The following is a 20,291-nucleotide window of genomic DNA, read 5'->3' as shown; positions in this document are numbered from 1 at the left end:
GATGTAGAAGACGAGGCCCGCCACCACGAGCAGGACGTTGCGGAGATGAGCGGGGGAGCGCAGCCAGTCGCCCAGGCGCAGCCAGGGGGTGGCGCGGTCGCGCAGCCCCCGGACGATGAGGATGGCCGAGCAGAGCAGCAGCAGCGCCCCGATCAGTCCCGGGAAGGCCGCCGGCCCGATGTTCTGGCCCGGAATGCTCGGGTAGTCGCTGACCGTCACCAGAACCGCCAGCGCGAGCAGCCCCAGAAGAAGGCCGATGATGGTGTCGTGAAGTCTCATGTCGCTTTCCCCTGCGCGATGCCCCCGCGGAAGAAGCGGCCGGAACGGTTCCGGTCCGGCCGCCGCCCGGTCCTTACTTGGCGAGGCCGACAGACTTCATGATCTTGCCGAGGTCGGCGTCGCTCTGCTCCATGAAGGCCTTGAACTCAGCCGGGTCCTTCCAGACCGGGGTGAAGCCGCGCTGGCCCATGAAGTCGTGGAACTCCTTGCTCTGGTGGACGCGCTTCAGCGCCGCGGAGAGCGTTTCGGCGACGTCCGCCGGCAGGTTCGGCGGCGCGCCGACGCCGCGCCAGGTGCCGATGGCGAAGTCCACGCCGAGCGCCTCCTTGATGGTGGGGACATCCGGGGCGAGCGCGCTGCGCTGGCTGTCCATGACCATCAGGTTCTTCACCCGGCCGGCATCGACCATCGGACGGGCTTCCGGCAGCGACACGGTGGTGATGTCGATGCCCGACGCCACGAGGTCGGTCAGGGCGGGCGAAGCGCCCTGGCTCGGCACCCACTGGATGGCACTCGGGTCCATCTGGACGGCGCTCAGCATGCCGGCGGCGGCCAGATGCCAGATGCCGCCCTGGCCGGTGCCCGACGCCTTGAGCTTCCCGTTCTTCGTGGCCTCGACTACGTCCTTGGCCGTCTTGTAGGGGGAATTGACGGAGACCTGGAGCCCGGCCGGATCGACGTTCACGAGGCCGAGCGGCGTGTAGTCCTTGTGGGACAGCTGGGTCAGCCCCTGCCAATGCATCATGGCGATCTCGATGGTCACCATGCCGATGGTGTAGCCGTCCGGCTTCGCGGTGGAGATCGCCTGGTGACCGACCACGCCGCTGCCGCCGGTGCGGTTGACGACGTTCACCGGCTGGCCGAGGTCCTTCTCCAGGAGCGTGCCGAGCATGCGCGCCACCGCGTCGGTCCCGCCACCGGCTCCCCAGGGCACGATGAAGGTGATCGGCCGCTCCGGCCAAGCCGCCTCGGCGGGCACGGCGACGACGCTCGACAGGAGAAGGGCGGCCACGAGGCCGAAGCGGGATTTTGCCATGATTTTCCTCCGTTTGTTCTGATTGGCAGTGGGTGTTTGCCGGCCGTTCAGGCCGGGGGCGGACGTTTCATCGGTCGGTCCAGCCCAATTCCTTGGAGATCGCCTCCGCCGTCGCGCGGACGACCGGTCCCAGTTCGGCCATGCGCTCGTGCGGCATGTAGGGCAGGGCACTGGCGACGCTGATGGCGGCGACGACTTGGCCGCGGACGTCACGCACCGGCGCGCCGACGCAGCGGATCCCGATCTCGTTCTCTTCCAGGTCGAAGCTCCAGCCCTTCGGGATGTAGCCGGCCAGCCGCTCCTCGAACTCCGGCCAGGGGAGCAGGGGCGGGCGGTTCAGCCCCTGGGCCGAGAAGCGGCAGGCCCGTTCGTACAGGTCCGGCCATTCGGCGCGTGGGATGCCCAGCATCAGCGCCTTGCCGACGCCGGTGGAGGCGAGCGGCATGCGCATGCCGACGCGCGAACGCATCTCCAGCCCGCGCGTGCCTGGAATCTTGTCGAGGTACAGCACCTCGGTTCCTTCGACGGCGCCGAGATGGACGGTGTCGCCGGTCCGCTGCGCCAGCTCCACGAGATGGGGGTGGGCCACCGCCACCAGGGGCCGCTGCTCCAGCGCCTGCATGCCGAGCTGGATCAGCTTCGGCCCGAGCAGATAGCCCTTGTAGGGGACGTGATGCAGATACTGGCCGGCGACGAGGCTGTTCAGGATCCGGTGCGTGGTGCTGCGCGGCGTCCCGAGCCGGGCGGCGATGCCCTTCACGTCGCCGACGCCCGACGCGACGCATTCCAGCAGCGCCAGCCCGCGCAGAAGGGTCTGCGTTCCCGCACCCTGCTGCCGTTCCGGCGTCTCCGCTTCGCCTTCCGGCGGAATGGTCTCTGGCGTCCTGGCCGACACGGTCCTGCCCGTTTCCACATTCATTGGTACGGGATGTTAGGGAGCCCAGCAAACTGTGTCAAATAGTTTTGGCGTGCTCCAAATAGTGAGACATTCGGCTTTGGCCGCTCTTTCGCCGGCAGCCGGACGGGCATGAAGAAGGCCGCCCCGGATGCCGGAGCGGCCTTCGTTCAGGAAGCCTGCCCTGACTCCGGTGGCTATCCGTTGCGGGCCGCGGCCATGACTTCCGGCAGCAGTGCCTCGATCTCCGCGATGCGCGCTTCGGGCGAGGGATGGGTGGCCAGGAAATCCGGCCCGCGAGACCCCGCGAGCTGGTCCATCGTCCGCCACAGCGTCACCGCCTCGCGAGGGTCGAAACCGGCCCGCGCCATGGTGAAGAGGCCCATGCGGTCGGCTTCCAGCTCCTGCTGGCGCGAGTAGGGCAGGGCCAGGCCGAACTCGACCCCGACGCCCATCAGCGCCGCGATTTCCTGCGAGAAGGACACACCGCCAAGCTGCAGGGCGGCGGCGGCGAGGTTGACGCCGAGCTGCTTGGCGATGTCGGTGTTCATGCGCTGCTGGGAATGGCGCGCCTGGTTGTGGCCGATCTCGTGGCCGACCACCGCCGCCAGCCGGTCCGGGGTGGAGGCTGCCTGGAACATGCCCTCATAGACGCCGATCTTGTTGCCGGGCAGGGCGAAGGCGTTCAGCTCCGGGCTGGCGAACACCACCATCTCCCACTGGTTGGGATTTTCCCCCGCAGCGACCAGGAGCCGGCGCCCGACCTCCTGCAACCCGGCCTGGAGATTCCGGTTACTGGATGCGGGCGTGCGGCTGCGAAGCTGCTGCCAGGTCTCGATCCCCATGGCCTGCACCCGCTCCTCCGGCACCAGATTGACCGGCAGCCCCGATTCCCCGCAGCCGGTCAGCAGAGGGACGGTTGCGGCGCCGGCCAACAGGCCGAGCATCCTCCGGCGGTCCATCGGCGCGCGCATTCCGGACAAGGCGGTCCCGGAAAAAGTGGCGTGATGAGGGCTGTTGCAGCGGCACATGGGTGTTTTCCCTTATGATTCCCGGTGCACAGGACATGGTGTGCCATCCCGCGCGGGTCCACAGGCGCCTTGTTTCATGGCCGTCTCACCGCCAGCGTCCCACTCACGGGTGCCCGTGCCACGGATGTTACCCAAAAGCTGCATACCCGGCCGAAGCCACGGCTGACCCCGTTCAGCCGCCCCTTTGCCGCCACAGCAGGCTTGAGCGCCGCCGAAAGCGGGCGCTACTCTCGCGTGGTATCCGCATTGCTTTGGTCAGACGAGAAGAACAGGAAACCATGGCACGTCCGCTCACGAGCACCGCAGCCGCCTGCTTCGCTTTTCTGGGCTGTCTCGCCGCCGGTCCGGCCTTCTCGGCGGACGATCCCGACCTCGTCAGCTTCGGGCTCGGACATTACGACCATCGCTACATCGACCCGGCGGTCATCTTCCTCGATTCGGAGGGTGGGCAGCCCGAACACGGCGCCGTCGATTTCCGGTTCGAATACCGCTTCGGGCGCTCGCTCCTCCCCGTCATCGAGGATTTCGCGAAGCTGAAGCCCTGGGTGGGGTTGGAGGCCACGAGCGACGGTGCCCTGTACGGTGCTGCGGGCATCCTGTTCGACATCCCCGTCGGCCCCTTCATCGTCACGCCGAGCTTCGGCGCCGGCCTGTACCACGATGGCGACGGCAAGGACCTGGGTTCGCTGATCGAGTTCCGCAGCATGCTGGAGATCGGCTACCGCTTCGAGAACGAGATGCGGATCACGGCCCAGTTCAGTCACATCTCGAACGCCGGCATCACCAGGAACAATCCCGGCAGCAACATCCTCGGCGCCTACCTGCATCTGCCCGCGGGCATGCTTTTCGACTGACGGTCCGCTTCCGGCCAAGCCGAGCCTCAGCCAAGCCGCCGCGCGGGCGCGAGGCGTCAGGCGATGCGGCGCCGGTCCGCCGGGCTGTCCGCCGCCTTACCCGGCGGGGGCCTTTCCTGTGCCGGTTTCTCCTGCACGGGGGTGGCCTCCGCCGCAGGACGCCAGGGAACGATCGCGATGGCGGTGCCCTCCGCGATCCCCGCCTCCGGGTCGAGGCGCAGCCGATCGATGGCCTCCAGCGGGCCGTCGTCCTGCGGCAAGCCCGGATCGCTGAGCAGGACCTGACCGCCGCCGATGGTCACCGCCCAGGCCGGCGGCTGCTTCGGCTTGCTCGAGGCGACCGCCGTCACCGGATCGGTGGTCACCCAGCCGCGCGTCTCCGCCTGCCAGCCGACCAGCCGGCGCGACTGCCCGGTGTGCAGCCATGCCCAGCGGCTCAAACGGATCGGCGGATTGGGACCAATGAAGATCATGCCGCTCACCACGACCAATGCCCTCGTGTGTTCATGCAGCAAAGAATGTTCATGTTTGGTTCCGCATGCAAGCGGATTCCGACTCGGGGCGGAGTTCCGGCGGCGGGCGGCGGTCCGCTTCCCCGCTCAAGGTTCCGTGACGCTGCCGATGTCGCGGAGCAGCCGTTCCTTGGCCGTCGATCCGCTCGGCGTGGGCGGGGAGCGCCCGAACAGCCCGGCGAAATAGCCGCCGATCCGCCCGGCCTGCGGCTTGGCACCGCCCGAAAGGCGGGAGAGCTGTTCCGCGTTGCGCCGGGCGAGGTCGGCCGCATGATCGGCCAGCCGCGTCCGCGTGTCGGGAGGCAACGCCTTGAAGGCCAGGCCGGCCCGCTCCAGATCGACCGGCGCCTCGGTCGCGCGCGCGATCCGCAGAGCGGTGCGCAGCAGGTCGAGCTGCCAGGCGTCGGCGCCCGCGTGCGGCAGGGTCTCGACCGCTTGCAGCAGCGTGTCCAGCCCCTTCGCCGTCTGCTCACCGTTGCCGTCGATCCAAGCCATGCACCGCACCCTATCCAGGAGCCAGGACATATCGGGAGCCCACCCATCGGGTCAACAACGGCGTGGCACGGCCGGTCCGGCACCCTTCCGGAGGAAGCTGTCCGGAAGGGCCGCACGCGAAGCGGCGGCCTGGATTTCGAGAGCCGGCGACACAGATTGCTCTTTCCCAGAACCAACCCATCCGGCCCCATGATCCCGCCCGCTGCCGCCCTCTCCGCAGAACCCCGATTCGGCTGGTGCTGCCAGTACATCCCGCCGGACGGCGACCCCGCCGTTGCGAAGCAGATGAACCCCGGCACGGTGACCATCTCGACCTTGAGCAAGCTGGAAGGTGCCCGCCGGGTCGAGAAGCTGGTCGAGGTGGTGCGCCGGAACCTGCAATCCCTGCATCTCCAGCTCGGCGAGGTGGCGGGCCACCCGCCCTACCGGCGCATCCTGCGCGTGGGCAGCGGGGTGCTGCCGGCCTATTCCCACCCCATCGGACGGCCGCTCTACGAGGAGCCGGAGGTGCGGGCGCTGGTGGAGGCGGGGCTGGGCCATGCCGGGAAGAAGGCGCGGGAGGCCGGCATCCGCATCGGCTTTCACCCCGACCAGTTCTGCGTGCTGAACAGCGCCACGCCCGCGACCCTCGACAACTCGGTGGCGGAGCTTGAGTACCACACGGACGTGCTGCGCATGATGGGGCTGACCGGCGGCTGGCACCCCGCCGGCACCCACATCAACATCCATGGCGGCGGGCGCGCCGCGGGAACGGAGGGGTTCCTGCGCGGGCTGGAACGGCTGTCGGAGGAGGCGCGCGGCCTCGTCACGGTGGAGAACGACGAAATGTCCTACGGCATCGAGGATCTGATGCCGCTGGCCGACCATGTCCCACTGGTGCTCGACCTTCATCATCACTGGGTCAAGTCGCAGGGCGAATACATCCAGCCCGACGACCCCCGCGTCGCGCGGATCGTGGAATCCTGGCGCGGGGTCCGGCCCGTCGCGCACATCAGCGTGTCGCGGGAGGAGCTGCTGCCGGGCCATTCCCCGGAGGTCCTGCCCGATTACGCCGCCCTGGCCGCAACCGGGCTGAAGGCACGGGACCTGCGCGCCCATTCCGACCGCATGTGGAACCATGCGATCAACCGGCTCGTCACCGCGCATCTGAGCTGGGCCGATTTCGAGATCGAGGCGAAGGGCAAGAACCTCGCGGTGGACGACCTGGAACGCGACGCTCTCGCGGCGGGGCTGTAGGAGCGCGGCCCCACCGCGAACCGTCAGATCGCGCGGGCGTGGCGCGCCTCGCCGGCTCGCAGGTAGCGGTCGAAGGTCGCGCAGATGGACCGCACGAAGGGCCGGCCCGCCTCGGTGACATGGATCCGCCGGCCGTCCATGTGGATCAGCCCATCCTCCTCGAAGCGCTTCAGCATGGCGGCCTCGTCGTCGAAGGTGGTCGGGCTGCAGCCGTGCGCCATCGCCACGGCGGCGAGGTCGATGGCGAAGTCGCACATCAGCCGCTCGATGACGGCGCCGCGCAGCACATCGTCCGGCTCCAGCCGGATGCCGCGGGCGACGGGAAGCTCGCCGGCGCCGATGGCCGCGCGCCAGTCCGGAACGGTCGAGCGGTTCTGGATGTAGCCCTGCGGCAGCCGCCCGATGGAGGAGCTGCCGAGTCCGACCAGCACCGGCGCGTCGTCCGTGGTGTAGCCCTGGAAGTTGCGCCGCATGGAGCCGCTGGCGACGGCCACGGCCATGGGGTCTTCGGGGCGCGCGAAATGGTCGAGCCCGATCTGGACATAGCCAAGCTCCGCCAGCCGGCTTGATGCCGCCTCCTGCTGTTCGTAGCGCTCCCGCGTGCCGGGCAGGTCCTTTTCCGGCATCAGCTTCTGGTGCGGCTTCATCCAGGGCACATGGGCGTAGCCGAACAGGGCGATGCGGTCGGGCCGCAAGGCCACGACCCGGTCCACCGTGCGCAGCACGCTGTCCACCGTCTGGCGGGGCAGACCGTACATGAGGTCGAGGTTGATGCCGTCGATCTCCGCCGCGCGCAGCCAGGCGACGGCGCGCTCGGTCTGCTCGTAGGGCTGAACGCGGTGGATCGCCTCCTGCACGCCGGAGTCGAGGTCCTGCACGCCGAGGCTGGCGCGCGTCACGCCGCAGGCGGCGGCGGCGGTCACCCATTCCTCGGTCAGGACGCGGGGGTCGATCTCGACCGCGATCTCCGCCTCCTCCGACACGTCGTAGCGGTCGCGGAGTGCGGCGAAGAGGCGCATGAGGTCGTCGGGGGCGAGCGCGTTGGGCGTGCCGCCTCCCCAATGGATGTGGGACACCCGCGCGCGCCGTCCGATGGCGTCCGCCACCATGTGGATCTCACGGGCGAGGAAGGTGACGTAGTCGGCCACCGGATCGGGCCGGTTGACCACCTTGGTGTTGCAGCCGCAATACCAGCAGAGCTGCTTGCAGAAGGGCACATGGAGGTAGAGCGACAGGTCGGCGCCCGGATCGAGCGCCGCGAGCCAGCCGCGGTAGTCGCCTTCGGTCACGCCGTCGTGGAAATGCGGGGCGGTCGGGTAGCTGGTGTAGCGCGGCACCCGGCCGTCATACTTGTCGAGCAGTTCCATCCTCATGGCGTGGCCTCCATCGCGTCCGGCTGTGGATGCGCCGGTTTAGCCCCGCGCACCCACCGCCGTCCTTGATGTGGGTCAATAGAGGAAAGATCAGGCCGGGGTCTGGACGCCCAGCCGCTCCCAACGGCCGATCAGCCAGAAGTTCAGGGCGACGCCGAAGCCGGCCAGCAGGAAGCCGTGGACATACAGGCCCGTGTCATGGGCGCGCGAGGCCAGGAACAGGCCGGCCAGCGCGATCAGCATGCCCAGGGCGGCGAAAAGCCATTTGCTCATGTCGGAACTCCTTCTTCTTGGTGGATGGGTGAGGTCAGCGGGCCGACGGGGCGGCCGGCAGGGGCCGGTCGTCGTCGTGGAGGAAGCGGGTCGCGGATCCGTCCATGTCCTCGTACTGGCCGTTCCGCAGCGACCAGAAGAAGCCGGCCAGCGCGAGCAGGCCGAGGAACAGGGCGATGGGGATGAGGAAGAGAAGGCTGGTCATGGGCGGCCTCGCGACAGGCGCAGCGCGTTCGCCATGACCACCAGGGAGCTGGAGGACATCGCCACTGCCGCGAGCAGCGGCGTGACGTGGCCCAGCATGGCGAGCGGAACCGCGCAGAGGTTGTAGAGCAGGGAGAAGAGCAGGTTCTGGCGCACCAAGCGGCCGGCGCCGCGCGCGGTGTCGATCAGTTCCAGCACGGGGGCCAGCCGGTCGCCCTGGAACACCGCGTCGGCGGAGGTCTGGGCGATGTCCGTCGCGGTGGCGGGGGAGGCGGAAACGTCGGCGGCGGACAGGGCCGGGGCGTCGTTCAGCCCGTCGCCCACCATCAGCACGCGCCGGCCTTCGGCGCGCAGCTCGGCCAGCCGGGCGCATTTGCCGGCGGGATCCACCCCGGCCCGCCAGACGGCGATGCCGAGCCGCCGGGCGAGGTCCTCCACCACCTCGGCCCGGTCGCCGGACAGAAGCTCCACCCGGCAGCCGCGCGCGGCGAGGCCCGCCACCGTCTCCGCCGCGTCGCGGCGGGCGGCGTCGGCGAAGGCAAAGCGCACCGGCGCCCGTCCGGGCCGGGACAGCCACAGCTCCAGGGCCGTGGAGTCGCCGCCGGTATCCGCATCGACCACGCCGCAGAAGGACCGGCTGCCGAGCCGCACCGTGCCCTCGGCCGTGTCCAGCTCCAGCCCGCGGCCCGGCAGCTCCCGCACGCCGGCGGCCGGCATGCCGGGGCCGGCGGCGCGGTCCAGGGCGCGCGACAGCGGGTGCCGGCTGTTGCGCGCCAGCGTCGCGGCGAAGGCGAGATCTTCCGCCGAGCGCCGCGCGTCGGGGATCAGTTCCGGACGGCCCAGGGTCAGGGTGCCGGTCTTGTCGAAGACGACCGTGTCCACGGCCGCCAGACGCTCCAGCGCCGTGGCCGACTTCAGCAGCACGCCGCCCTGCATCAGCCGCCCGCTCGCCACCACCTGCACCGCCGGCACGGCGAGCGCCAGCGCGCAGGGGCAGGTGATGATCAGCACGGCCACGGCGATCAGCAAGGCCGGCTGCCAGGCCAGCCCGGCGCCGAAGACCCAGGCGAGGAAGGTGCCGAGCGCCAGCGTGTGCACCACCGGCGTGTAGCGACGCGCCACCCGGTCGGCCAAGGCCACGAAGCGGGCGCGGCCCTGCTCGGAGGCTTCCATCAGCCGGACCATCTCGGCCAGAAGCGTGCCCTGGCCGCTCGCGGTCACGGCGATGCGCAGGGGAGAGGTCAGGTTCACCATGCCGGCGAAAACGGCGGCACCCGGCGCCACGGGCTGCGGACGGGTCTCGCCGGTGACGACGCTGGCGTCGAGGTCGGAGGCGCCGTTCGTGACCGTGCCATCGATGCCGACCCGCTCCCCGGCGGCGACCAGGACGGTTGCGCCCGGCTTCACGGAGGCGGGCGCCACGACATGGGCGACCCCGTCCTCGCCCAGCACCGTCACCGGCGCGCGGCCGAGCGCCAGCAGATGCTCGGCGGCGGAACGGGCGCGGCCGCGGGCGCGGCTGTCCAGGTAGCGGCCGATCAGCAGGAAGAACAGCAGCATGACCGCGCCGTCGAAATAGGCGTGCGGCCCGCTGTTCACCGTCTCCCAAAGGCTGATGCCGCTGGCCAGCGTCACGCCGAGCGAGATCGGCACGTCCATGTTGGTGCCGCCGGCCCGCAGCGCCGCGCGGGCCGAGCGGAAGAAGGGACGGCCGCAATAGGCCACCGTCGGCAGGGCGATCAGCGCCGACAGCCAGTGCATGAAGTCGCGCGTCGCCCAGCCCATGCCCTGGGCATGGCCGGACCAGACGGAGACCGACAGCAGCATGATGTTCATCGCGGCGAAGCCGGCCACCGCCATGCAGAGCAGCAGCTCCTTCTCCGCGGCGCGGGCCGGGTCCTTGTCGCCGGTGGCGTCCATCTGTGCCAGCCGGTAGCCCAGCCGCTGCACCACGCCGGCCAGCGCGCCCGCCGCCTCGGCCGGGCCGCGCCAGCGCAGGGTCAGGCGCCGGCTGGTCAGGTTGACCCGGCCTTCCACCACGCCCGGACGGCGCGCCAGGGCGGCCTCGATCAGCCAGACGCAGGCGCCGCAGGTCAGCCCATCCACCCGCAGCCGCAGGCAATGGACGCCGTCTTCGCCCGTCTCGACCTGGTCCGTGAGGTCGAGCGCCAGTGCCGCCTCCGACGTCACCGGCCCGGCATCGGCGTCGCGGCGGGCATAATAGCTGTCCAGCCCCAACTCGTGGATCAGGGCGTAGGCGCCGGAACAGCCGGCACAGCAGAAAGCGTCACCGCCCGCCGCGACCGGCTGGCCGCAGTGCTTGCAGGTTGCCGGCGCCGCCTCGGCGTCGTGAAGAAGGAGGGCGCTCATTTCAGCACCAGCCGCTGGACGAGGTGGAAGCGGTCGCCACCGCGCTCGGCCTCGATCTTGAGGTCCCACTGGCCGGGCTTGGAGGGCCGGGCCTCTGCGGCGTAGGCGCCGGGGCCGGTGACGCGGAAGGCGACCGGCACGTCCGGCAGCAGGTCGATGGGACGGACCAGCACGGCCGTGAGACTTAGCCCCTCGAGCGGCTTGCCGTCCGGGCCGGTGGCGATCAGGCGGATGCGGCCTTGCCCGTCCGCCTCGCCGCCGGCCTTCACGGTGACGTGCCAGCCGAGCGCGTCCTGGCGGTGCTGGGCCTCCAGCACGCGGTTGTAGGCGACGCCCCGCTCGTAGGGCTTCTCCACCACGAGGCCGGTCCAGGAACGGATGGCGAAGGTGATCATCACCGCGTTGACGATGACGACGACGGCCATGGCACCCACGAAGATCCAGGGGATCAGGGAACGTTTGGAGCGGCTGCTGTCGATGGCGACGGTCATGGTTCCGAACCTTCGTTTGGCGGCGTCTTCAGCGGCGCGGCGCGAGGAACACGTTTTCGGTGGTGGCGGCGGCGGTCGTGGCGGTGGCCACGCCAGGTCCGGCCTCCAGGAGGCGGAAGGTGATGGGGGTGGAATCGCCCTTGAGGACGGCGCGCGGGGCGGCGACGAAGACGCGGAGCGTCGTCACCGCCTCGGGCTCGGCGTGGAAGCGCACCGGCTCGCCATCGCCGCCCTGGCCGATGTCCTGCACCTCCAGGAAGGCGCCGGGCAGCCCCTCCATCGTCAGGGCGTACTCCTGGACGTCGCGGCGCTTGTTCTGGACCTTCAGCGTGTAGCCGTTGCGCACCCCGCCGTCGGACAGCATCACGAAGAGCGGCGCGCGGTCGCGCATGACGTGCAGTTCGGCGGTGCTGCGGCCCAGGACCGAAACGGCCAGCAGGGCGGAGACCAGCAGGATCAGCACCGAGTAGATCACCGTGCGCGGCCGGACCAGCTTGTAGCGGGGCGTCTCCCCCTTGTGGATGGCCGACAGGCGGGCCAGCGTGTCGAAGGCGATCAGCCCGTGCTCGCGGCCGACCTTGATCATCACCTCGTTGCAGGAGTCGATGCACAAACCGCAGTTGATGCATTCCGGCTGCTGCCCGTCGCGAATGTCGATGCCCACGGGGCAGGCGGTGAAGCACTGAGCGCAGTCCACGCAGTCGCCGGAGCCGGGCTGCGCCGCCTTCTTCGAGGCGACGCGCGGCTCGCCGCGGCAGTCGCGGTAGGTGACGACCAGGGAATGCTCGTCCAGCATCGAACCCTGAAAGCGCGGCCAGGGGCACATGTAGGTGCAGACCTGCTCCCGCGCCCAGCCGGCGAGCGTGTAGGTGGTGGCGGTGAAGAGTGCCGTGAAGGCGTAGGCCTCGATCGCCGCCTCGCCGTGGAAGAACTGGCCGGCAATGGTCGGTGCGTCGGCGAAATAGAGGATCCAGGCGCCGCCCGTGGCGAAGGATATCACGAGCCAGGCCGCGTGCTTGGCGGCGCGCTTGGCGGCCTTGGAGGCGTTCATCGGCTGCTTGTCGAGCCGGATGCGGGCGGCGCGGTCGCCCTCGATCAGCCGCTCCACCGCCATGAACAGGTCGGTCCAGACCGTCTGCGGGCAGGCGAAGCCGCACCACAGCCGGCCCAGCAGCGTGCTGGCGAGGAAGATGCCGAGTGCGGCCAGGATCAGCAGGCCGGTCAGCAGGTAGATCTCCTGCGGCCAGATCTCCAGTCCGAAGATGTAGGCGCGCGGCCCGTTCACGTCGATCAGCAGCGCCTGGTCGGGCGCGCCCGGCCCGCGGTCCCAGCGCAGCCAGGGCAGCGCGTAGTAGACCAACAGGCAGACGCTCAGCACCATCCATTTCAGCCGCCGGAACCGGCCATGCACCGCCTTGGGGTGCACCTTGACGCGGCTCGCGTAGAGCGACTGCGGCGCGGGGGCCGGGGCCTGACGTGTCGTGCGGGGAAGAACCGAACCGCCGTCCATGGTGTGACTCGCTCCAAAACGGGCGGGAGCGCCCGCCGGGGCGCTCCGTTGCGGTCACAGTAGGTCCGGCCGGGAGGGGCCGCATTGCGCTGAATCAATTCGCGGCCCGGCGGAGGGAACCGCCGGGCCGTGAGAGGGGGCTCGGGTGCTTGCCGCCCTTTACTTGCCGCCGCCCAGCGCGTGGACGTAGGCGGAGAGGATCTTGACCGTCGCCGGGTCCAGCCGTTCCGACCAGGCGGGCATGCTGCCCTTGCGGCCGTTGGCGATGGTCTCCACCAGCGTGGCCCGGTCGCCGCCGTAGAGCCAGATCCCGTCGTCGAGGCGGGCCGCACCCATCTCCGGGTTGCCGGCGCCCTTGTCGCCATGGCAGGCGGCGCAGTTCTCGGCGAAGACCGCCGCACCGCGCTCCTCAGCCGTCTTGTCCGTGCCGGGTTTCGACAGGGCGAGCACGAAGCTCGCGACGTCCGCGATCTGCGTCCGGGTCAGGATGCCGTCGGCGCCGAAGCGGGGCATGTCGCCCATGCGGCTCTCGGCGTTGGCGTTGCGGATGCCGTAGCCGATGGTCTGCAGGATCTGCTCCGGCGTGCCGCCCCACAGCCAGTCGTCGTCGGCCAGCGTGGGATAGCCCTTGGCCCCGGCGCCGCCGGCCCCGTGGCAGGTGGCGCAGTTGTCGGCGAAGGCCGTGCGGCCGGCCGCCTGGACGAAGGTCATCAGTTCGGGGTCGTGGCGGATCTGGTCGATGGGGGTCGATTCGATCCGCGCCATCATCGGCGCCCGCCGCGCCTTCTCACCGTCGAGCGTCGCCTGGAGTTCGCCGCGCTGGCTCCACCCCAGCAACCCGCCGACATGCGGCAGGGCCGGGTAGAGCAGCATGTAGACGACCGCGAAGACGATGGAGGCGTAGAAGCTGTAGAGCCACCATTTCGGCAGCGGCGTGTTCAGCTCCTTGATCCCGTCCCACTCGTGGCCGGTGGTGTCCTGGCCCGAGATTTGGTCCTTTTCGATCTTGGTCGGCATGGCGGATCACCGTTTCCTTTCGAAGCCGGCCCCGAACGCGTCGGCGGCTTCGTCGCGCAGCGGGATCAAGGCGTGGGCCTGGAGGCTGCCCTTGCGGGCCGGCCAGAAGGACCAGACGACGATCCCCGTGAAGAGAAGCATGAACCAGAGCAGCCAGAGCTGCTTGAGGACGGCGAGCAGTTCCATCATGTCCGCCTCCTCACTGCCTGACCCGGTCGGGGGTCAGGTCGCTGAAATCGACCAGCGTGCCGAGCATCTGGAGATAGGCGACCAGCGCGTCCATCTCCGTCACCCGCCCGGCCTTGCCGTCGAAGTCGCCGGCCACGGCCTTGGGGTAGCGGGCGGTCAGCTCCGCCGGGTCGGCGTCGGGCAGGGCGCCCGCCTGGAGCAGCAGGTCGAAGCGCGCCTTCTCGATCTGTTCGTCCGTGTAGGGGACGCCGACCGCGCGGTTGGCCGCCAGATGGTCCTGGATGTCATCGAAGGCCAGCGGCTTCTCGGCCAGGAACTGGTAGGCCGGCATGACGGACTCCGGCACCAGGGCGCGCGGATCCTTCAGGTGCTGGACCTGCCAGTCGTTGGAATACTTGCCGCCGACGCGCGCCAGGTCCGGGCCGGTCCGCTTCGAGCCCCACTGGAAGGGGTGGTCGAACATGCTCTCGGCGGCGAGGCTGTAGTGGCCGTAGCGCTCCACCTCGTCGCGGAAGGTGCGGATCTGCTGGCTGTGGCAGGCGTAGCAGCCCTCGCGGATGTAGATGTTGCGGCCGGCCAGCTCCAGCGGGCTGTAGGGGCGCACCCCCTCGACCCGCTCGATGGTCTGCTCCACCGCGAAGAGCGGCACGATCTGCACGAGCCCGCCGATCGACACGGTGATCAGCGACAGGATGCCGAGGAGAAGGACGTTCTTCTCGATGATGGCGTGAGAGAATTTCATGGGTCCGCCCTCCTTACTCGGCGGCCGCGATGGTGGCCGTGGGAACCGTGGGCACGAGGGCGTTGGCCTCGGCGCTGCGGATGGTCCGCCACAGGTTGTAGGCCATGATCAGGGCGCCGGTCAGGAACAGGACGCCGCCCATCGCGCGGATGATGTAGTAGGGGTGCATCGCCGCGACCGTCTCGATGAACGAGTATTGGAGGAACCCGTACTCGTCGTAGGCGCGCCACATCAGCCCCTGCATGATGCCCGACACCCACATCGAGGTGATGTAGAGGACGATGCCCAGCGTCGCGATCCAGAAGTGCCAGTCGGCCAGCGCCTTGCTGTGCAGGCGGCGGTTCCAGAGGGCCGGAACCATGTAGTACAGCATGCCGAAGCTGATGAAGGCGACCCAGCCGAGCGCGCCGGAATGCACGTGGCCGATGGTCCAGTCGGTGTAGTGGGACAAGGCGTTGACCGCCTTCACCGACATGACCGGGCCTTCGAAGGTGCTCATGCCGTAGAAGCCGACGGCGGCGACCGAGAAGCGCAGGCCAGGATCGGTGCGCAGCTTGTCCCAGGCGCCGTTCAGCGTCATGACGCCGTTGATCATCCCGCCCCAGGAGGGCATCCACAGCATGATCGAGAAGACCATGCCCAGCGTCTGCGTCCAGTCCGGCAGGGCCGTGTAGTGCAGGTGGTGCGGGCCGGCCCAGATGTAGAGGAAGATCAGCGCCCAGAAGTGAATGATCGACAGGCGGTAGGAATAGACGGGGCGCTGGGCCGCCTTGGGGATGAAGTAGTACATCATGCCCAGGAAGCCGGCGGTCAGGAAGAAGCCCACCGCGTTGTGCCCGTACCACCACTGGATCATCGCGTCCTGCACGCCCGCCCAGGCCACGTAGCTCTTGGACGAGGTCAGGCTGACCGGCACCGCCAGGTTGTTGACGATGTGCAGCATGGCGATGGTCAGGATGAAGGCCAGGTAGAACCAGTTCGCCACATAGATGTGCGGCTCGCGGCGCTTCAGCAGGGTGCCGCCGAAGCAGACCAGATAGGCGACCCAGACGACGGTCAGCCACAAGTCCACGTACCATTCCGGCTCGGCGTATTCCTTGCCCTGGGTGATGCCCAGGATATAGCCGGTCGCCGCCAGCACGATGAAGATCTGGTAGCCGACGAAGACGAACCAGGCCAGCTCGGCGCCGCCGAACAGCGGCGCGCGGCAGGTGCGCTGCACCACGTACAGGCTGGAGCCGATCAGCGCCGAGCCGCCGAAGGCGAAGACCGCCGCGGAGGTGTGCAGGGGCCGCAGCCGGCCGAAGGTCGTGTATTCGATCCCGAAATTCAGGTCGGGAAAGGCGAGCTGGAAGGCGATGAAGGTGCCCACGGCGAAGGCCGCGATACCCCAGAACACCGCCGCGACGGCAAAGGCGCGGATCACATCGTCCACGTAACGGTCCGCCGCAGGCCCCGCCGTGGCGAGAGGAACCTCGCCGACAACTGCTGCAGTCATTGAACACCCCCGGTATCGAAGAATTCTCATATCCCGGCCGTCGCGCCCGATGCTCATCGCCGCTCTGCCGTTGCCGCATTCAGCCCCAGCGCGGGGAGGGCCGCATTGATCCACATCATGCGTGCCGCGGACGAAGTGATGGGCCCGCCGGGCTTGGCTCGGGCCTGGGCTCAAGCCAGCGCGTGCCAGGCGGTTATGCCCAGCATGACGGCGTTGCCCAGCATCAGCGGCGGGGCCACGGCGCGCGCGGCGCCCGTCCAGCGGGCGCCGGCGAGCGAGCCCATCACCCCGACGGCCAGAAGGTTGGGCATGGTCCCCAGAACGAAGGCGAGCATGGCGAGCCCGCCGCCGGCCGCACTCCCCACGCCGGCCGCCGCCGCCAGCGCGGCGTAGAGCAGCCCGCAGGGCAGGAAGCCCAGCGCCATTCCCAGCGCGTAGCCGTTCCAGCCCCGCGGGTTGCGGAACAGGGGTCGCAGCGGCCCGGCCATCCTCAGGGCGAGCGCGTTGCCGAAGCCGGAGGAGCGGTGCAGACGGCCCATTGCTGGAAAGAGGCGCGCGAGCCCGGCCAGACCGCGCCCGGCGAAGAGCAGTGCGGCGAGCGCCAGGAACAGCGCCAGCACCCAGCGGAACTCCGCCGCCGAAACCACCATGCCGGCCAGCCCGCCGGCGGCCGCACCCAGCCCGACATAGGTCGTCGCGCGGCCGAAATGATAGGGAAGCAGCAGGGCACCGCGCGCCCGGACCAGGGCCGGCCCGCCGGCCGTGCCGGCGCCCGCGGCGGCCTGGGCCAGCACGAACGGCCCGCACATGGGAACGCAGTGGCCGAGGCCGCCGATCATTCCGGTGGCGAAAAGGCCGAACAGGATTTCCCAGGGCAGGGCGGCGGGGCCGAGAAGGGCATCGAACATGGCAGGCTGGCGCTCCGGACAGGGCGCCCGAATCACTCACGCCGGACGCCGACGCCGCACCATGCTCCCGGCCTCCGTCCCCCGGCATTGACCTGCATCAAGCGCTGCCCGCCGGAGCTGGCGCCCAGGCGGATCAGGCCGACGCGGCCTCCTCCAGAAGCCAGTCCTTGAACAGGCCGATCTTGCGGGACCGGCCCCGGCCGGGCGCGTGGAGCAGGTAATAGGCCTTGGCCGGTTTGTAGGTCTGGGGAAAGGGCTGGACCAGACGGCCCGATGCCAGCTCCTCCCGCACCAGGAAGAGCGGCAGGAGGGCGACGCCCATGCCCAGCGCCGCCGCCTCGGCGATCATGAAGAAATGCTCGAACCCGGGCGACTGGCCGCTGTCCGGCGGCGTCACGCCCTGGGCCGCGAAGAATTCCGGCCAGGATTCGGGCCGGGTCGTGTGCAGGAGCAGCCGGTGGGTGCGCAGGTCGGTGGGGGAGGAGAGGGGCTTGAGGCGGGGCAGGGCGGGGGAACAGAAGACGCCCATTTCCTCCGTCATGAAAAGGGTCGTTTCGGCACCGGGCCATTGCCCGAACCCGTAGCGCAGGGCGAGGTCGATCGGTTCGGCGTTGAAATCGACCGTGTGTTCGGCGGTGGACACGTCCACGAGGATGTCGGGGTGGCGCTGCTGGAACCGGTGCAGCCGGGGTACCAGCCAGCGCAGGGCGAAGGTCGGCAGCAGGCTGATCGACAGGACGCCGCCCTGCTCCAGCCGCCGCACCGACTGGGACGCCACGGCGATCCGGCCGAGCGCGTCGGCGACCTGCGGGTAGAAGACGGCACCCGCCGGCGTCAGTTCGATGGCGCGCCCGACGCGGCGGAAGAGCGGCACGCCCAGTTCCGACTCCAGCGCCTGCACCGACCGGCTGACCGCGCCCTGCGTGACGTTCAACTCGCGGGCCGCCGCCGTGAAGCTCAGGTGCCGGGCGGCGGCGACGAAGCTGCGGATTCCGTTCAGCGAGGGCAGGCGGGTTTCGTCCATCGGGCGGCGCGTCGATCATCCATGAGGTGAAGTCATGGATCGCGCCGTAATTCTCGTTTGTCAAGAAGGCACGGCAGGCCTTAGATCATTGGCATCCAGGGCGCTTTCCAGGGCGCCCGTCCAGAACCGCGCAGCAGGGGTGTTCCATGACGAAAGTGACGCCGTTCCACATCGCCTTCCCGGTCAACGACCTCGCCGCCGCGCGGCATTTTTACGGCACCGTGCTCGGCTGCCCGGAGGGGCGCAGCTCCGACCAGTGGATCGACTTCGACCTGTTCGGCCACCAGATCGTGGCGCACCTGAAGCCGGGTGCGGCGAACGAGGACAACCTGCACCACAACCCGGTGGACGGCCACGACGTGCCGGTGCCGCATTTCGGCGTGGTGCTGGAGATGGACCAGTGGCACGCGCTGGCCGAGCGGCTGCAGACCGCCGGCATCAAGTTCGTCATCGAGCCCTACATCCGCTTCAAGGGGCAGGTCGGCGAACAGGCGACCATGTTCTTCCTCGACCCCGCCGGCAACGCCCTTGAGTTCAAGGCCTTCGCCGACATGTCGCAGATCTTCGCGAAGTAACCGCCCGGCGCGGTTCTCCGGCCCGCCTTCCAAGGCTTCCAGCCTTGCGGGCGGGCACTCATCCGGCCTTGCGGGGACGCCCGCAGGGCCGGATTCGGTTCAACCCCGGCTTGCCAGATGCAGGGGTCTTGATTAGAATCGATCCAATTTCACGTTGCAGCGCCCCGCGGCCGCGCCTGATGCCGTCGGCCGGGGCACCCGGCCTGGGATTTGGAGGGGAGTTGATGGCCAGAGTCGCTGGTCCGGAGATCCGGGGCTTCGATGTCCAAGCTTCTGGCGGCGACGATGCCGATGCCGCCGCGCGCAGTCTCTTCTCCGTTTACCAGATGAGAAGCCCGCGCTGGCGGAGCCTTGCCTGGGAGGACCTGCGGGAGGAGACCAAGCGCCTTCTCCGCCGGGAGGCGATGTGGAGCGCCGCCGGCCATCCGCAACGGCCTTCTTTCCACCGCTGACCTCCTCCGCTCGTTTCCCTTTCATCCGGCCTTCCTTATAAGGATGGCGGCCTCCGGCGCGCCGCAGGGGGTGGGATGGTGCAAGGGACCCGACCGCCGATGAACACCCCTCCTTATCTCACCCGGTTCGAACTGACCGGCAAGGTCGCGCTGGTCACCGGATCGGGCCGCGGACTCGGGCTGGAGATCGCCAGGGCTCTGGCAGGGGCGGGCGCCCATGTCCTGCTGAACGGCCGCAACGAGGCGGCCCTGCACGAGGCCGCCGATTCGATCGGGGCGGCCGGGGGAGCCGCCTCCTGCCTGCCCTTCGACGTGTCCGACGCGGCGGGGGTGCGGGAGTCCTTCGCCCGGATCGAGAGCGAGCACGGGCGGCTCGACGTGCTCGTCCAGAATGTCGGGCAGCGCAACCGCAAGCCGCTCGCCGACTTCACGGACGAGGAGATCCGCGGTCTCCTGGAGGTCGATCTCGTCGCCGGCCTGGTGCTCGCCCGCGAATCGGCGCGGCTGATGCTGCCTCGCGGGGAGGGGAGGCTGATCGCGGTGACCTCCGTCGCCGGACAGATCGCCCGCGCGGGAGACGCCGTCTACACGGCGGCCAAGGCCGGCCTCGCCGGCATGGTGCGCGCGCTTGCCGCCGAATACGGCCCGCACAACATCACCAGCAACGGCATAGCGCCGGGCTTCTTCGCCACAGAAACCAACGCCGCCATCGTCGGCGACCCGGAAAAGGGCCGCTACTTCGCGGAGCGGACGCCGATGCGCCGCTGGGGACGGCCGGAGGAAATCGCCGGCGCCGCCGTGTTCCTCGCCTCCCCGGCGGCCTCCTACGTCAATGGCCACATCATCACCGTCGACGGCGGCGCGACCATTCTGATGTAGCGCCGAAGGGACGGCCGGACGGTCGAGCCCTTCTCCTGTCTTTCCATAAACCGCCGGCGTGAGGGGCTCCGCCGCGTGGTGGCGGCTGACTTTTCACCAGCCGGAATCGGCAAGCGCCCTGCGACGTTTTGTCAGCGTGCGGAACTGTTCGCAAATCCCGCAAACTTGCTTGCAAGGATACGGTATCTGGTATACCGTATAGCCAATTCAGTTCCTGGCACGGAGCCGGGCTGGTCAGCACCCGGTGTCCAGGCACAGGGAATGGGGTCGGGAAAGCCATGAACAGCATCAGCTTCGCCGTCGAGCCGCTCGATCCGGGCCAGAGCTTCAAGGCCAAGGCCTATCAGGCCCTGCGCCAAGCCATCACCCAGATGGACATCTACGGCCAGGAGAGCGAGATCCGCCTCGACGAGCGCCAGCTCTGCGAGGCGCTCGGCGTCAGCCGCAC

At 69.6% G+C, this 20,291-nt stretch carries 23 protein-coding genes; 5 read left to right on the top strand and 18 right to left on the bottom strand.

The window, feature by feature from the left end:
* From JUB11_RS30990 to JUB11_RS30975, 4 genes are all read right to left on the bottom strand, one after another.
* A partial coding sequence (locus JUB11_RS30990) for a tripartite tricarboxylate transporter TctB family protein (RefSeq protein WP_207462668.1) occupies positions 1–279 on the bottom strand: 279 nt, incomplete at its 3' end.
* A gap of 73 nt (positions 280–352) precedes the next feature.
* Positions 353–1,315 carry a tripartite tricarboxylate transporter substrate binding protein gene (locus tag JUB11_RS30985; RefSeq protein ID WP_207462667.1) on the bottom strand — a complete coding sequence of 321 codons (963 nt, stop codon included), beginning with the start codon at positions 1,313–1,315 and terminating at the stop codon, positions 353–355.
* A gap of 67 nt (positions 1,316–1,382) precedes the next feature.
* A complete protein-coding gene (locus JUB11_RS30980; protein WP_348771542.1) occupies positions 1,383–2,186 on the bottom strand; it encodes an IclR family transcriptional regulator in 804 nt (267 codons plus the stop codon).
* A 221-nt stretch (positions 2,187–2,407) separates the two neighbouring features.
* Positions 2,408–3,172 (bottom strand): M48 family metallopeptidase, encoded by a 765-nt coding sequence (locus JUB11_RS30975; protein ID WP_207462665.1) that lies wholly within the window; start codon positions 3,170–3,172, stop codon positions 2,408–2,410.
* Between the two features lie 347 nt (positions 3,173–3,519).
* Here JUB11_RS30975 and JUB11_RS30970 point away from each other — a divergent pair, with 347 nt between their 5' ends.
* A complete protein-coding gene (locus JUB11_RS30970; RefSeq protein WP_207462664.1) occupies positions 3,520–4,095 on the top strand; it encodes an acyloxyacyl hydrolase in 576 nt (191 codons plus the stop codon).
* A gap of 56 nt (positions 4,096–4,151) precedes the next feature.
* On the opposite strand, the gene JUB11_RS30965 is transcribed toward JUB11_RS30970, so the two are convergent.
* Positions 4,152–4,568 carry a hypothetical protein gene (locus tag JUB11_RS30965; protein WP_207462663.1) on the bottom strand — a complete coding sequence of 139 codons (417 nt, stop codon included), beginning with the start codon at positions 4,566–4,568 and terminating at the stop codon, positions 4,152–4,154.
* Between the two features lie 126 nt (positions 4,569–4,694).
* Entirely contained in the window at positions 4,695–5,102 is a 408-nt protein-coding gene (locus JUB11_RS30960) for a hypothetical protein (protein WP_207462662.1), read from the bottom strand.
* A gap of 189 nt (positions 5,103–5,291) precedes the next feature.
* Between JUB11_RS30960 and JUB11_RS30955 the strand changes: the two genes are divergently transcribed.
* Positions 5,292–6,338, top strand: coding sequence for a UV damage endonuclease UvsE (locus JUB11_RS30955; protein ID WP_211112645.1), 1,047 nt, complete (start codon positions 5,292–5,294; stop codon positions 6,336–6,338).
* Between the two features lie 23 nt (positions 6,339–6,361).
* Here JUB11_RS30955 and hemN read toward each other — a convergent pair whose 3' ends face one another.
* The 12 genes from hemN to gcvA form a co-directional block, all read right to left on the bottom strand.
* Complete coding sequence (hemN, locus tag JUB11_RS30950; protein WP_207462661.1) at positions 6,362–7,711, bottom strand: oxygen-independent coproporphyrinogen III oxidase; 1,350 nt, start codon at positions 7,709–7,711, stop codon at positions 6,362–6,364.
* Between the two features lie 90 nt (positions 7,712–7,801).
* The gene (locus tag JUB11_RS30945; protein WP_207462660.1) at positions 7,802–7,984 is read right to left on the bottom strand and encodes a hypothetical protein; all 183 of its coding nucleotides are present in this window, start codon (positions 7,982–7,984) and stop codon (positions 7,802–7,804) included.
* Between the two features lie 34 nt (positions 7,985–8,018).
* Entirely contained in the window at positions 8,019–8,189 is a 171-nt protein-coding gene (gene ccoS / locus JUB11_RS30940) for a cbb3-type cytochrome oxidase assembly protein CcoS (RefSeq protein ID WP_207462659.1), read from the bottom strand.
* Positions 8,186–10,558, bottom strand: coding sequence for a heavy metal translocating P-type ATPase metal-binding domain-containing protein (locus JUB11_RS30935; RefSeq protein ID WP_207462658.1), 2,373 nt, complete (start codon positions 10,556–10,558; stop codon positions 8,186–8,188). The genes ccoS and JUB11_RS30935 overlap by 4 nt, the downstream gene beginning before the upstream one ends.
* Positions 10,555–11,049 (bottom strand): FixH family protein, encoded by a 495-nt coding sequence (locus JUB11_RS30930; protein ID WP_207462657.1) that lies wholly within the window; start codon positions 11,047–11,049, stop codon positions 10,555–10,557. The genes JUB11_RS30935 and JUB11_RS30930 overlap by 4 nt, the downstream gene beginning before the upstream one ends.
* Before the next feature lie 28 nt (positions 11,050–11,077).
* The gene (gene ccoG / locus JUB11_RS30925) at positions 11,078–12,559 is read right to left on the bottom strand and encodes a cytochrome c oxidase accessory protein CcoG (protein WP_207462656.1); all 1,482 of its coding nucleotides are present in this window, start codon (positions 12,557–12,559) and stop codon (positions 11,078–11,080) included.
* Between the two features lie 159 nt (positions 12,560–12,718).
* On the bottom strand, positions 12,719–13,576 hold the full coding sequence (ccoP, locus tag JUB11_RS30920; protein WP_207462655.1) for a cytochrome-c oxidase, cbb3-type subunit III: 858 nt from the start codon (positions 13,574–13,576) through the stop codon (positions 12,719–12,721).
* Between the two features lie 6 nt (positions 13,577–13,582).
* Positions 13,583–13,765, bottom strand: a complete 183-nt coding sequence (locus JUB11_RS30915; RefSeq protein WP_207462654.1) for a CcoQ/FixQ family Cbb3-type cytochrome c oxidase assembly chaperone — start codon at positions 13,763–13,765, stop codon at positions 13,583–13,585.
* A gap of 10 nt (positions 13,766–13,775) precedes the next feature.
* Positions 13,776–14,507, bottom strand: coding sequence for a cytochrome-c oxidase, cbb3-type subunit II (ccoO, locus tag JUB11_RS30910; RefSeq protein WP_207462653.1), 732 nt, complete (start codon positions 14,505–14,507; stop codon positions 13,776–13,778).
* Positions 14,508–14,520: 13 nt separating this feature from the next.
* On the bottom strand, positions 14,521–16,005 hold the full coding sequence (ccoN, locus tag JUB11_RS30905) for a cytochrome-c oxidase, cbb3-type subunit I (protein WP_207462652.1): 1,485 nt from the start codon (positions 16,003–16,005) through the stop codon (positions 14,521–14,523).
* Positions 16,006–16,175: 170 nt separating this feature from the next.
* Complete coding sequence (locus JUB11_RS30900) at positions 16,176–16,913, bottom strand: sulfite exporter TauE/SafE family protein (RefSeq protein WP_207462651.1); 738 nt, start codon at positions 16,911–16,913, stop codon at positions 16,176–16,178.
* Between the two features lie 133 nt (positions 16,914–17,046).
* Complete coding sequence (gcvA, locus tag JUB11_RS30895) at positions 17,047–17,937, bottom strand: transcriptional regulator GcvA (RefSeq protein WP_207462650.1); 891 nt, start codon at positions 17,935–17,937, stop codon at positions 17,047–17,049.
* A gap of 146 nt (positions 17,938–18,083) precedes the next feature.
* On the opposite strand from gcvA, the gene JUB11_RS30890 reads away from it, so the two are divergent.
* The 3 genes from JUB11_RS30890 to JUB11_RS30880 all read left to right on the top strand — a co-directional run bounded on the left by JUB11_RS30890 (position 18,084) and on the right by JUB11_RS30880 (position 19,843).
* Positions 18,084–18,512, top strand: coding sequence for a VOC family protein (locus JUB11_RS30890; RefSeq protein ID WP_207462649.1), 429 nt, complete (start codon positions 18,084–18,086; stop codon positions 18,510–18,512).
* 224 nt (positions 18,513–18,736) lie between these two features.
* Complete coding sequence (locus JUB11_RS30885) at positions 18,737–18,964, top strand: hypothetical protein (protein ID WP_207462648.1); 228 nt, start codon at positions 18,737–18,739, stop codon at positions 18,962–18,964.
* Between the two features lie 99 nt (positions 18,965–19,063).
* Positions 19,064–19,843 carry an SDR family oxidoreductase gene (locus tag JUB11_RS30880; RefSeq protein WP_207462647.1) on the top strand — a complete coding sequence of 260 codons (780 nt, stop codon included), beginning with the start codon at positions 19,064–19,066 and terminating at the stop codon, positions 19,841–19,843.
* Positions 19,844–20,291 lie beyond the last annotated feature (448 nt).

Origin of the sequence: Azospirillum sp. SYSU D00513, from assembly GCF_017356015.1 — a bacterium.
Lineage (GTDB): Bacteria > Pseudomonadota > Alphaproteobacteria > Azospirillales > Azospirillaceae > Azospirillum.
Note: the sequence above shows the minus strand (reverse complement) of the source record. Positions and strands in the feature narration are given on the sequence as shown.